Genomic DNA, 13,320 nt, shown 5'->3' on the forward strand with positions numbered 1-13,320 from the left:
CGGCCGGGGCGCCGTCGTGCACTCCGAAGGAGCTTCACCAGTGTCTGACACCACCACCGAAGCCACCACCACAACCCCCTCCAAGGCACCCGAATCCGCCACCACCACCGCCGAAGTTGACGGCGCATCCGTACCGATCGAGTTCACCCTCACCCAGGCCCCGGCCGAGGAGACGCCCACTCAGACGCGCGCGACCCATCGCCTGCGGGCGCTGCCCGCAGCCGTGTTCGGCGTAGAAGCCCTCTCGACCGGCTCCGCGGCCCTGTACTCGGCAACCGGTCTGACCGGGGCGCTGACGGCGGCCGGCGTGGTCGTCGGCGGCGCTGCCCTTACCGCGGCAGGCGTGGCGACGGCCAAGTCCCGGAGCAAGCGCAGTCCGGGTCGTGTCGGCGGTTTCCACAGCGGCGGCCTGAGCGGTGCCGGCCGGTCGCACCGGGCCTCCTCAGGTGCTGGTTCGCGTTCGGCTGGAGCGGGCGGCATCGGCCGTCAGCGCCGGGGCAGTGCTCTCGGAGCGAGCAGCACGGGAGCCTCGACCCCCCGCACCCCGGCCGCCCATCGCCACCCCCGCCGCGGCGGCGCAGGCCAGTCCTCCATGGGAACGGCCGACCGGCACCGCTCCTCCGCGGGCAAGGGCGCCTCTGCTGGCCGGGGTGCTGCCGGGTCGGGGAAGTCCGGTGGTGGGCAGCACCGTCCGGGCGGTGCGGGCGGGCTGCTGTCCCGTCTCGCCGGCCGTCAGGGCGGTACCACCGGCCCCGCCAGCAAAGGGCTTGGCGGTGGTGGTGGGTCGTTGTCGAAGTCGTCTGCCGGTCGCTCGCAGGGGGCGCGGTCGACGGTGGCCGCAGCCACGGGCCGCGCCGCCCGTACCGCGGCTCGTGGTGTCGCGGCGGCCGGGCGCAAGGCAGCTGGGGCGTGGGGGTCCCCGCGGATGCAGTCCGTGCGGGACGCCGTCCGCAGCGGCTATCTCCGCCTGGCCAACCAGGTGCAGTCAGCAGCCCCGCCGCTGCTGGCGCGGCTGGGGGAGCGGATTCGCAGTGCCCGGCGGGCGCTGGCAAAGAGGGGCAGGGCAGCGGTGCCGTTCCTTTTGCGGGCGGCGAGTGCCGGCCTGCTGGCCGGAGCACTCGGGGCGCTCGTGGCGGTGCCGGGGTTGATCCTGCGGGGCGTGGCCGCCACGTGCGGCGGGGTGCTGCGGTGGTTGCACCTGGCGCCGAGGAGCGGCAAGCCCTGGGGTGCCCGTTTCACCCGCTGGGGCCCCAAGGCCGCCACGTGGGCCTTCGCCAAGCTGATGCGCTCGGCGAAGGACAAGTACGCCGCCGCGGTCCGGCCGGACGTGCTGACCGACTTCGCCGAGCCCGGCCGCCGCGCCACGGCCGGGCCGGGCGGGGCGTTCGCGTGGCCGGGCGATCATTTTGGAGGGAATCTGGTGTCCGTCTTCCAGCGTGAGACCGAAGGCGTCCGCGACGCCTACGCCCGCTACGAGCCGCCGATGATGCTGGCGGTCGCCGCCGAGTACTGGGGCCTGCCCGAGGGGCTGACCTCGACGGGTGAGGCGATCCGGCAGCTGGCGGTCAACGTCGCCGACAAGTACCCGGCCGATGCCCGCATGGCGGACCTGGTGGCCCAGGTCTACTCCCTGCTCCACCAGGCCGCGCAGAAGGCCGCCGAGGTCGGCCCGCTGTTCGCGAAGGTCCACGAACACGACCTGCGCCGCTACGAGGAGCCCCGGCCGGGCGAGCACATGTGGAACATCCTGGAGCGCCGCCAGGACGGCTCGTTCTCGCAGCGTCAGCCCTCGCACTTCGTCGCGGTGACGCAGGACGTCGCGCATGTCTACGCCCGCTACGAGCCCGGTCACATGAAGCAGGTCGCGGCCGAGTTCGAGGGCATCCCCGGCGGTATCGAGAACGTGGCCGCCGCCGTGCAGCTGCTCCAGGTGCGCAGCAACGAGCGGTACCCGGTCGACAAGGCCGTCGTGGACGCGCTGGCCGATGTCCACATGCTGCTGTTGAAGGCGGCGAGCGCGGCGCAGGACCTGATGCCGAACTTCAGGCGCCTGCATGCCCCGGACATCTCCCGTCACGAGGCGCCTCGCAACGGCGAGGAGTCCGAAGGCATGTGGGACGTCTGACCAGCGCCAACACCTGATGACCGTGGGCCGGACACCGTTGGTGTCCGGCCCACGGCGCTCCCTCCCGCTGCTCGACCGAAGGAGCTTCTTCCGATGGCAAGCAACGCCCCGGCCCTGGACTGGGCCTGGAGCACCACCCCCGCCACCGCCGCCGCCCTGGTGGCGGGCGGCGCCTACAGCGTCGCCACGGTCGGCGCGGCCACCGGCCTGCCCGCCTCCTACGCCCTGCTGGTCAGTGGTGTCGGAGCTGCCGCGCAGGCCGGGGCCGACCTCTACCAGCGCCGCCCCGCCGGCCACACCGCCGCCCGGTGCGCGGCCTGGCTGGCCACCGGAGGCTGGACAGCCGTCACCCTCGCCGGGCACACCGCCCTGACCTGGAGCGCCACCGGATGGTGGGCGGCCGGGACCGCGGCCGGGATGACGCTGGCGCGCGGCCTGGTCCGCGCCGAGCAGAGTGCCCGCACCGAGCGGGCGAGCAGGCGCCTTCAGAAGTGGGCCAACGACCAGGCCAAGGAGTGGCACGAGCGTCTGCACCGCCTCTTCCGCCTGGAGGAGCACGAGGTGGAAGGCGTCAAGCCCTGGACCGGCGATGTCGGCTACACCGTTCGCGTCCGGATGCCCTCCGACACCCCGGAGCTGCCCGCGGACGCGATCCGGAAGCTGGCGGTGGACCTGCGCCTGCCCAAGGGCGGCGGCATCCAGATCGTTGACGGCGAGGTCTACGGCGAACTCCACATCCGCGTCACCGCCAAGGACGTCCTTGCCGAGACCATCGACTTCCCCGACGACCTGTCCGCCACCAGCATCTACCAGCGAATGCAGATCGGGCTGCTGACCGACGGCGAGCCCGCGGACTTCCCGCTGGCGGATGTCTGCGCCCTGGAGATCGGCCAGACCGGCTCCGGCAAGTCCAACTGCATCAATGTCACCAACGCCCAGCTCCTGCGCACCGTCGATGCCGTTGTGTGGCACCTGGACGTCACCGGGGCCGGTATCAGCCTGCCGTGGCTGCGCAGTTGGGCCATCGACGGCACCAGCGACGTCCCGCTCATCGACTGGACCGCCGACACCGTCGAAGAAGCGCACATCATGCTGGACGTGGCCATCGCCGCCATCAACACCCGCAAGGCCGCCTACCAGGACCTGATGCATGAGGCGAACGACGACAAGATCCCCGTCAGCCCCGAGGTGCCGGCCATCATCCTCGTCGTCGACGAGATCGCCGAACTGCCCTACGAGATCCTGGCCAAGCTCGACAGCGTCGTCGACACCGGCCGCGCCGCCCGCGTCCGCACGGTCATCTCCGGCCTGCGCGCCACCCAGGACGTCATCACCGCCGCGATGAAGAAGCAGTCCCGGGTCCGGATCGGCATGCGCGTCTCGGACCCCGAGGAGCTGCACCACCTCTTCCCCACCGGCAGCGGCAGGCTCGACCCGAGGGCCGCGGCCCACAAGGGGTCGGGGTTCCTGTCCGCGCCGGACGAGGACGATGTCGACTCCCAGCCGGGCTCGTTCAAGTGCTTCCGGATCAAGCCCCGGGTCATCAACGCCATCTCCCCGCAGCTGGCCGAGCGGCGCCCGGTCGTGGACGCGGTGACGCTGGAGACCGAACCGGGCCGCTACTACGCCAGCCGCTGGGGCCGCATCCTGCCCCGCCTCTACAAGACCAAGAAGCTCAGCCCCACCACCCACCCCTACACCGACATGGACATCCTGTGGCCGCCGCTGGACGCGGCCACCGGCCTTCCCGTCACCACCAGCGGCAAGCCCCGCAAAACCACCGACCCCATCGCCCCGGCCGCGGGAAGCGAGAGCGCCCCGGCCCGGCCGCGGTTCGGATCGGATGCACTGGCGGCCCTGCTCGCCGCCCCCGCAGCGCACACCGGCCAGAGCGCAGGCGCTGACGAGTCGCAAGTGATCCGGGCCGAGTTCGGGCGGGTCGTCCAGCAGGCCGGAGTCCCGGCCGACCGGCCCAACCCCGTCCCCCAGCTCCTGACCGACGCCCACAACGCCGTCGTGGCCGCGGGCGGCCGGATGCACACCGCCGACCTCGCCGAGCCCCTGGGCATGGACTCCCTCGTGCTCGGCACCGAACTCGGCAAGCTGCTGCGCGAGGTGGGCATCGAGCGCCCCGGCAAGGGCACCGTCCGCGCCGGAGCGGACGGCGAATCCAAGTCCGGCTACACCGCCGAGACCCTCGCCGCCGCCATCCGCGCCTACACCGTCCGCAACGGACAGTAACCACAACCGCGCGTGGTGGGGCCCCCACACGCCGCCCCACCACACACCCCCACACGCTGTGGGACTCCCACACGCCCGTGGGGGCCGGTGACCTGCATGTGTGGACGTGGGAGTCCCACAAAAAACATGCCCCCAAGAGCCCCTGAACGCCCGCCTGACGGCCTTCCGGGCTCTCCCTCGGCGCGCGTGGGACTCCCACGCAAAAACCCGCTCACACGACAGAAAGTGACCCGTCATGGTGCTTTCGATCAGCGGCATCGTCCTGACCCTCGTCATCACCGCGGTGATGCTCCACACCCGCTACCTGCGCCTCGGCGGCGCCCTCGTCGCCGCCTGCCTGGGCTACTTCCTCGCCACCAGCGGCGCCGCCCCCGCCATCAACGGCTTCTTCACCTCCCTCGCCAAAGCCATCGCCGCCCTCGGCCACTCCCTCGGATAGGACGGCCCACCATGCCGCTCACACCCCTGAGCTACACCGAGATCTCCCAAGCCCTCGACCACACCGACATCTGCCGCCTCCTCGACGCCGACACCACCCGCCTCCTGACCGCCTCCAACACCCCCGCCGTACCCCGGCCCCGCCCCGCCGCCGAACTGCCCGACACCCAGACCGCATCGCCGCGGCCGGCCGGAGACCCCGCAGATCTGGCGGCCATCTGGCAGCACATCCGCGAAGAAGAGCACCGCGGCGGCAACACCGGCCAGTCCTCGCCGCAGCCTCCGGCCTGGGCACGCCCGGCACCGCCCGCCGCTCCGGCCGTACCGGCATGGGTGTGGCGCTACAGCGCCCTCGCCCTCAGCACCGGAGGAGCGGTCGGACTTGCCGGATGGGGCATCGGACAGACCGCCGCCTGGGGCCCCTACCTGGAGACCGCCCTCTACACCCTCGCCGTCATCGCCGTCGGCGGCGCGGCCTGCGCCATGGCCGCCGCCTCCCTGCTCGGCAAAGTCATCGGCGCCATCCGCGCCCGCCTGGAGCGCCCCCACATCACCCAGCACATCACCGCCAACGGCTGGTTCGGCCGCGCCAACGGAACCATCAACCACCGCTAAGGAGACCGGATATGGGCTTCAACCCCAGCGATGTCGTGACCCTCAAGCTGGACTGTGCAGGGTGGCATCACCCCTACGTCGTCGATATCACCCGCATGCAGCTCGGGGAGATCCTCCTGAAGCTCGACGACATGGCGGCCGGCACCGACGAGCAGGACACCCCGGACCACGCGCAGAAGTGGCCGTCCCCGGCCGAGGCGTACGCCGCGGCGCCGAGCATCAGCAGCGAGAACGACTGGGCCATCCGTACCGCCGACGAGTGGGCGGATGAGGGCCTGGATCGGGAGTGGTACCTGCGCCACGCCGCGGTGCTGGACCGCATCGCCCTGCGCGGCGATGCCGACCAGCGCACCGCCGCCGCGGAGGACGCCGACGCCACCGCCACCGTCCTGCTGGACCTCAGGCGCACCGCCGCGGTGCTGGACGCTGAGGCCGCCGCCACGGTCCTGCTGGACCTCGACCAGGCGTCCCGCGGCTACGACCCGCGCGCCTACGTCCGCCAGCAGTACACCCTCTGGCACGCAGAGCAGGACACCAGCCCCGAGCCTTCCCACTCCTAGCCATGGCTAGGGCGGCCCGCGTCTCGCCAAAGTCTCGGGCCGCCCTGGTCTCCGCTCATCTCACAGAACTGGAGGCATCCAGCATGACTCAACCTGTCCCGATCCGGCGAGCCCGCCTGCGGGTGTTGGCCGCGTTCTGCGGTGTCGGCGGCGACACCGCCGGCTACCTGGCCGCCGGATGCCACGTCACCGGCGTGGACCTGGCCCCGCAGCCCCGCTACGTCGGCGACGCCTTCCACCAGGGCGACGCGATCGAGTTCATCCGCACCCATGGCGCTGAGTTCGACTTCATCCATGCCGGTCCGCCGTGCCAGTTCGACTGCACCCTGACCGCTGGCACCAACGCCGCCAAGCGCTCCGGCTACCCCGACCTGCTGGAGCCCACCCGCGCGGCGCTGGAGGCGACCGGCCGGCCGTACGTCATCGAACAGCCCCCGGGCCGCGCCTCGAAGCGGATGCGGGTGGACGTGACGCTCTGCGGGGAGATGTTCGGCCTGGCCGTCCTGCGCCACCGCAACTTCGAACTTGGCCACTGGACCACCCTCAAGCCCGCCCACCGCCCGCACCGCGGCCGCGTGGCCGGCATGCGCCACGGCAAGTGGTACGAGGGCCCGTATTTCCAGGTCTACGGCGCTGGCGGTGGCAAGGGCACCGTTGCCCAGTGGCAGCAGGCCATGGGCATCGACTGGACCGAGGTCCGCAAGGAGATTGCCGAGGCCATCCCGCCCGCCTACGGCCAATGGCTCGCCAACGCCTTCCTGAATCGGGCCGGTCTGGAGGTGGCGGCATGAGCGACCACCTGCGAACCGCCGTGGGTCTGGCCGCTCACGGTGTGCCGGTGCTGCCTCTGCGCCGGGGCAAGGTGCCGTTCGGCAACTGCCGCTCCTGCGCGGGCAACGCGTGCGGTGGCCGGCCGAACATGAAGACTGCGGGCCCGTGCTGCTGCTCCGGGGTCTGCCACGCATGGGCCGCCGCGACCACCGAGCCGGCCGTCATCGCCTCACCCTCGTGGGCTGCGGCGTGGCGGCGGGCGGTGTGCGTCGGCTACCACCCCGGCGGCGCCGGGCTGACCGTGGTCGACCTCGACAACGCGGAAGCCATCGCATGGGCCCAAGGCGCCCTGCCCGCCACGCGGACCGTGGCGACGACGCGCGGTGAGCACTGGATCTACCGAGGCACCATGCGCTCCGTGAATGCCGTCCGCCCCGGCATCGACATCAAGTCGACCATGTCTTACGCCCGGTGGCTCGGTCCCGGTACCGGCACCCTGATTGCCCTGCCGGACGCCGTCCGCGCGCTGGCCGTGAAGGAACCCTCCCCGGCCCGGCCAGCGCCGCACTCCGTCACCGTGTCCGCAGGAGTCGGGAGCGGGGAGTGCCGCCATCGCACGCCCGCCTACCTGGACCGTGGCATCGCCATGGCCGAGCAGCGCATCACCGAGGCCCGCAGCGCGGTCCACACCACCGTCTACCGCACCTTCCTCGCCGTGCTGTCCACGCACGGCCGGTGCGGCTGCCTCACCGACGCCCACGTCACGCGGCTGTTCATCGCTGCACAGGCCAAGGGGGAATCGCCCCGGCACTGCACCGACGCGTGGACCAACGCCCGCACCAGGTTGGGACTGTGACCATGGCCGACGACGAGAAGAACCCGGCCCGCGAGGTCATCACCGACTACGCCCAGGCGCACTTCCGGTACTTCCGCACCGCCGACGGCACCGTGTACGCGCAGAAGAACGGCCACCCCGTCGCCCGCCCGATCCGCTCCCAGGGCACCACGGGCAGCCACCGCCAGGAACTCATGGTCGGCCTCTTCCGCGACGGGCGCGGCGTGTTCAACGGGACCGCGCTCAAGGAGGCGTTGGACTTGATCGAAGCTCTCGCGCTGACCGAGGACGTACAGGCGGTCCACATCCGCGTCGCTCCCGGATTCGACGGGGCGACGTGGCTGGACCTGGGCCGCACCGACGGGCAGTCCGTCCGCATCCACCCCACCGGTTGGGACATCGCCATCCCCGACCCGCGCGAAGTGTGCTGGCGACGCACCCAGCTCACCGGGGAACTACCCCTGCCGGCCAAGGACACCGACGGCAAGGGCATCGATGCGCTGCTGAGGCTGACCAACTTCGCCACCGCAGAGACCGAATGCCTGGCCCTCACCTGGCTCATCGGCTGCCTCGGACCGTCCGTACCCGTCCCCGCCCCCTTCCTCACCGGCCCCCAGGGCGCCGGCAAATCCACCGCGGGCCGCATGCTCCTGCGGATCATCGAGGGCATGAGCAGCGACCTGCGCCGCCCCCCGAAGGACGAGGACAACCTGACCGCGGCCGTGGCCGCCGGGTGGGTCACTGCCCTGGACAACCTCTCCCACATGACCCCGGACCTGTCCGACGCCATGTGCTGCATCGTCACCGGCATCGAAAACGTCAAACGCGCCCTGTTCACCGACGGGGACGTCTTCCGCGCCCGCTACCGCCGCCCCCTGCTCCTGACCGGCATCGACGTGGGCGTCATCCGCCCCGACCTCGCCGAACGGCTCCTGCCACTGCGGCTGGAGAGGCCCCGCGTCCGGCGCACCGAGGCCGAGCTGTGGGCGGAGTACGCAGAGGTACTGCCCGTGGTCCTCGGGTCCTTGCTCGATCTCACGGTCAAGGTCCGCGCTGCCGAGGCGGAGACCCCGACCGACCTGCGGATGGCGGACTTCGCCCACCTGTGCGCGCAGCTCGACGCAGCGACCGGCCTCGGAGCGCTCACCGCCTACCGGGCCAGCCTGGACGACCTGAACGACGACGTGATCGAGGGCGACCTCCTCGCGCAGACCGTCCTCAAGCACGCCGACAGCATCGAACCGGGCGGAGAGCAGCGAATGACCTCCACCGAGTGGCTGCACTGCCTCAGTCGCCTCTACAGCGGCGACGACCTGCGTCCCCTGCCCAAGGGCTGGCCGACCACCGGCAAAGTCCTCTCCGACCGCCTCAAGCGCCTCCAACCGACCCTCGCCGCTCGCGGTGTCCTCATCGACACCGGCCGCACCAGCGAGGGCCGCTACCTCGAAATCACCCGCCAGGCCACCTCGCCCCCACACGAGCAGCAGGGAGCGTTCTGACCCGCAGCCGCGCTCGCCAGGACAAACAAGAAGAGCACCCGGCGAGGCGTGCTCTTCTTGCTGTTCGGCGGAACGCCGCCCGATGGTCGCGCCGCGCAGCGGCTCCTTCTTCACGCTGTAAGGCCACCGCACCACAACAGACACCACCCCCTCTTTTTGTCCTAAGAGGGAAGACGCTGCGTCATCTGCGTCATGCCAGCCGGAAAACGGCCCCTGACCTGCGGCTACAGCCATGACGCAGACGGCCGCCCCTGCGTCATCCTGCGTCATCTGCGTCACCCGATGACGCAGCGCATGACGCGCCGATGACGCACCCCCACACCGCTGCGTCACACAAAACCGCAGGTCAAAAGCCCAGATGACGCTGATGACGCAATGACGCAGAAATCCGAACCTCGGACACACGCGGAGTCCGAGAAAGCCCCCGAGCCAATGTGACTCAACTCCGAGGACCCCATGAGCCGGACCCGTTTCGCTCAATCCGACCCCCGCGACACCCTCCGAGACGGCCTCCCGGACCGCTACCTCACCCCCGAAGACCTGGTGACGCTCTTCGGCCTGGAGAGCGTTGAAACCGTCTACACCTGGCGCAAGAAGCGCACCGGCCCGCCCGGATTCCGCGTCGGCAAGCACATCCGCTACGACCCCGCCGATGTCCGCGCCTGGGTCGCCCAGCAGACCGCCGCCGAAGCCGAAGCCGCCTGACAACGCCGAGCCAACCGACCACCACCCACCCGCAGGGTGGGGCCGCTGGCCCCGCCCTGCGGCATCCCAGAAGGGGCCAACTCGCCTCATGGCCGGCCACATCCAAGACCGCTGGTACAAGACCGAAGCCGATTCCAACGGCAAGATCACCCGGGTCAAGTCCGACCGCTACGGCACCGGTATGCGCTACCGCGCTCGCTACATCGGCCCCGACGGCACCGAGAAGTCCAAGAGCTTTCCAGACGGCAAGAAGCGCCTCGCCGAGAAATGGCTTACGAAGATCGAGGCCGACATGGACAGCGGCCGTTATGTCGATCCGCAGGCCAGCCGGACCACTTTCCGGCAATACGCCGAAAAGTGGCTCCAGTCCCAGACCACGGATCCGACGACCCGTGAGCCGGTAGCCGTCCAGATTCGCCGCCATGCGATCCCGTACCTGGGATCGCGCCCTCTCGGCTCCTTCAGGCCTGAGCACATCCGTGAATGGCTCAGCGAGTTGGAGCGAGCGGTATCCGCTTCCTCCTACCGCCGTGTCATCTTCGCCAGCGTGTCTGCTGTGTTCACTGCGGCCGTGGACGACGAGTATTTGCATCGGAACCCGTGTCAGGCCAGCAGCGTAAGGGCGCCAGCACCAAACGGCGCGCGAGTAGTGCCCTGGACCAGGCAGCGTACGTTCGCTGTGCGCGCTGCGCTGCCCCAGCAGTACCAAGCGATGGTGGACCTGGGGGCAGGGTGTGGTCTTCGGCAGGGTGAGATCTTCGGTCTCTCCGCGGACGCGATCGGATTCGACGCGGGATGGCTGCACGTCGCTCTCCAGGTGAAGGTCTCGAACGGAAAGCTCGTGTTCGCGCGGCCGAAGCGTGACAAGGAGCGTGATGTCCCTCTGTCAGACCGAGTTGCCCACACTCTGAAGCACCATATGGAAGCGCATCCACCGGTCTCCGTGACGTTGCCCTGGCTGCGTCCGGACGGGCCGCTGCTGACCAAACGGCTCCTCTTCACACGGACGAACGGCGATGGGGCGGTCCGGCGGACGGACTTCAACACACGGTTCTGGAAGCCCGCCCTTGTGAAGGCCGGCGTCCTCGCAGAACCAGAACCCGGCAAGCGCCACGCGTCAGCGCGAGAGGACGGCATGCATGCGCTGCGACACTTCTATGCCTCCGTCCTGCTGGACGCCGGGGAACACATCAAGGCGTTGAGCACGTACCTCGGGCACACCGATCCCGGGTTCACGCTGCGGGTCTACACTCACCTCCTGCCCAGCAGTGAGGGGCGGGCCCGCCGGGCCGTGGACACTCTGTATGAGGGCACCGGCCCGGCTCCCGACGGCCCACAGACGGCCCAGGACGAGTGAGACGCGACGTGGGGCCCCGCAGCCAACAGCCGCGGGGCCCCACGTCGCTAAGCATCAGAAGCGCCCTGACCTGCGCTTACAGCACGGGCAGCATCTTGCGCAGCTCGAAGGCGGTGACCTCGGAGCGGTACTCCTCCCACTCCTGCTTCTTGTTGCGCAGGAAGAAGTCGAAGACGTGCTCGCCGAGGGTCTCGGCGACCAGTTCGCTGCGCTCCATGAGGGCGATGGCCTCGCCGAGGTTCTGCGGCAGCGGTTCGATGCCCATCGCCCGGCGCTCGGAGTCGGACAGCGCCCAGACGTCGTCATCGGCGCCGGCCGGCAGCTCGTAGCCCTCCTCGATGCCCTTGAGGCCGGCGGCGAGCAGGACGGCGTAGCAGAGGTACGGGTTGGCGCCGGAGTCGATGGAGCGGACCTCGACCCGGGTCGAGCCCATCTTGCCGGGCTTGTACATGGGCACGCGGATCAGCGCGGAGCGGTTGTTGTGGCCCCAGCAGATGTAGGAGGGGGCCTCGCCGCCGGCGCCCGCGGTGCGGTTGGCGCCGCCCCAGATGCGCTTGTAGGAGTTGACCCACTGGTTGGTGACGGCGGAGATCTCCCCGGCGTGCCGCAGCAGACCGGCGATGAACGAGCGGCCGACCTTGGAGAGTTGGTACTCCGAGCCGGACTCGTGGAAGGCGTTGCGGTCGCCCTCGAAGAGGGAGAGGTGGGTGTGCATGCCCGAGCCCGGGTATTCGGAGAACGGCTTGGGCATGAAGGTGGCCTGGACGCCCTGCTCCAGGGCCACCTGCTTCATGACCAGCCGGAACGTCATGATGTTGTCGGCGGTCGAGAGGGCGTCGGCGTAGCGCAGATCGATCTCCTGCTGGCCGGGGGCGCCCTCGTGGTGGCTGAACTCCACCGAGATGCCCATCGACTCCAGCATCGTGATCGCCTGCCGGCGGAAGTCCATGCCGACGTTCTGCGGGGTGTGGTCGAAGTAGCCGGAGGAGTCACCGGGGGTCGGCCGCTGGCCGTCCACGGGCTTGTCCTTGAGCAGGAAGAACTCGATCTCGGGGTGGGTGTAGAAGGTGAACCCGAGGTCGGAGGTCTTGGCCAGGATGCGCTTGAGGACGTAGCGCGGGTCGGCGTAGGAGGGGGAGCCGTCCGGCATCAGGATGTCGCAGAACATCCGGGCGGTGCCGGGGGCCTCGGCGCGCCAGGGCAGGATCTGGAAGGTGCCGGGGTCGGGCTTGGCGATCATGTCGGATTCGTACACCCGTGCGAATCCTTCGATGGCCGAGCCGTCGAAGCCGATGCCCTCGTCGAAGGCCTGCTCCAGCTCCGCGGGGGCCACCGCCACGGACTTGAGGAACCCGAGCACGTCGGTGAACCACAGCCGTACGAAGCGGATGTCGCGCTCCTCGAGCGTACGGAGCACAAACTCCTGCTGCTTGTCCATGGGTCACCAATCCTTGCAGGTCAATCGGCCCGTCCAGCCACGTGGAACAACGTGCTGTGGCACCAGTATCACGTGAGGGGGTTACCGTCACATTACGCACCCTTGGCCTGAACCAGAACCGCCGTCCCGTAACCCTCACCTCGCATCCTTCCCGCAGCGCACCGGCTCAGCGCGGCCGGCGGCGGCAATCGGGGGGCTTGGTCCACTCTTGGGCCCGTACTGAAGGCTCATTGACCCGGAATTGAAGGGTCCGTTCGCGGGCCGGAGAAGGGGCGTCGCGGACCGTCCGGCACGGTCCGTCCCCGGCGGACGAGCGGGCCGTTGTCACGGAGAGCCAGGTGATCGGGTGGACCGGGGCGGCGGTACGGAACGCCGGGCACGCCCGTGGCGCGGCAGGGCCAAGAATGGGCGGGTGGTGGCAAGTTCAGCGGTGGCACTCCCGCGCAGGACCGTGGACGGCCGGGCCGGGAGGGCCCGCGGCGTCGGCGGCGGCCGGTGCACTCCATTGGCGGACCACTACTGGAGGCCGATACCCCTAGGGGGTAGCCTGCGGGAAGGTCGGCCGCCCCGGCGTCCGCCGGTTTGTCGTTCCGTCGAGAGGGCCGCGATGCGCGAGCAGGGCAAGGCCGTCGCCGGGCTGTGGCCCATATCCGTGGCGCCGCCCCAGGAACTCCCCGACCGCCCGTCGGTGCCGCGCGTGTAGGTGCGCGCCGCTGCCGCCGACGCCCGCCGGAGT

Annotated in this window: 11 protein-coding genes; 10 read left to right on the plus strand and 1 reads right to left on the minus strand. The window is 70.5% G+C overall.

Going from position 1 to position 13,320, the window contains the following annotated elements; translation table 11 throughout:
• The first annotated feature begins 40 nt into the window (after window positions 1-40).
• From CP981_RS37650 to CP981_RS11275, 10 genes are all read left to right on the plus strand, one after another.
• Complete coding sequence (locus tag CP981_RS37650; RefSeq protein WP_158092707.1) at window positions 41-2,125, plus strand: hypothetical protein; 2,085 nt, start codon at window positions 41-43, stop codon at window positions 2,123-2,125.
• A gap of 93 nt (window positions 2,126-2,218) precedes the next feature.
• Window positions 2,219-4,366, plus strand: a complete 2,148-nt coding sequence (locus CP981_RS37655) for a hypothetical protein (RefSeq protein WP_085928392.1) — start codon at window positions 2,219-2,221, stop codon at window positions 4,364-4,366.
• 235 nt (window positions 4,367-4,601) lie between these two features.
• On the plus strand, window positions 4,602-4,805 hold the full coding sequence (locus CP981_RS11240; RefSeq protein WP_085928393.1) for a hypothetical protein: 204 nt from the start codon (window positions 4,602-4,604) through the stop codon (window positions 4,803-4,805).
• A gap of 11 nt (window positions 4,806-4,816) precedes the next feature.
• Window positions 4,817-5,419, plus strand: a complete 603-nt coding sequence (locus CP981_RS11245) for a hypothetical protein (RefSeq protein WP_085928394.1) — start codon at window positions 4,817-4,819, stop codon at window positions 5,417-5,419.
• Between the two features lie 11 nt (window positions 5,420-5,430).
• Complete coding sequence (locus CP981_RS11250; RefSeq protein ID WP_085928395.1) at window positions 5,431-5,979, plus strand: hypothetical protein; 549 nt, start codon at window positions 5,431-5,433, stop codon at window positions 5,977-5,979.
• Between the two features lie 83 nt (window positions 5,980-6,062).
• The gene (locus tag CP981_RS11255; protein WP_085928396.1) at window positions 6,063-6,770 is read left to right on the plus strand and encodes a class I SAM-dependent methyltransferase; all 708 of its coding nucleotides are present in this window, start codon (window positions 6,063-6,065) and stop codon (window positions 6,768-6,770) included.
• Complete coding sequence (locus tag CP981_RS11260) at window positions 6,767-7,606, plus strand: bifunctional DNA primase/polymerase (protein WP_085928397.1); 840 nt, start codon at window positions 6,767-6,769, stop codon at window positions 7,604-7,606. Before CP981_RS11255 ends, CP981_RS11260 begins: the two co-directional genes overlap by 4 nt.
• Before the next feature lie 2 nt (window positions 7,607-7,608).
• Complete coding sequence (locus tag CP981_RS11265) at window positions 7,609-9,084, plus strand: ATP-binding protein (RefSeq protein ID WP_085928398.1); 1,476 nt, start codon at window positions 7,609-7,611, stop codon at window positions 9,082-9,084.
• Between the two features lie 456 nt (window positions 9,085-9,540).
• The gene (locus tag CP981_RS11270; protein WP_085928399.1) at window positions 9,541-9,789 is read left to right on the plus strand and encodes a helix-turn-helix transcriptional regulator; all 249 of its coding nucleotides are present in this window, start codon (window positions 9,541-9,543) and stop codon (window positions 9,787-9,789) included.
• Between the two features lie 88 nt (window positions 9,790-9,877).
• Window positions 9,878-11,146 (plus strand): site-specific integrase, encoded by a 1,269-nt coding sequence (locus CP981_RS11275; protein WP_085928400.1) that lies wholly within the window; start codon window positions 9,878-9,880, stop codon window positions 11,144-11,146.
• 76 nt (window positions 11,147-11,222) lie between these two features.
• Here the strand turns inward: CP981_RS11275 and glnA are convergent, their stop codons facing one another.
• Window positions 11,223-12,584: a type I glutamate--ammonia ligase gene (glnA, locus tag CP981_RS11280; protein WP_085928401.1), complete on the minus strand. Its 1,362-nt coding sequence runs from the start codon at window positions 12,582-12,584 to the stop codon at window positions 11,223-11,225.
• Window positions 12,585-13,320: the final 736 nt, after the last annotated feature.

The sequence above is a fragment of the Streptomyces platensis genome (genome assembly GCF_008704855.1).
Classification (GTDB): Bacteria; Actinomycetota; Actinomycetes; order Streptomycetales; family Streptomycetaceae; genus Streptomyces; species Streptomyces platensis.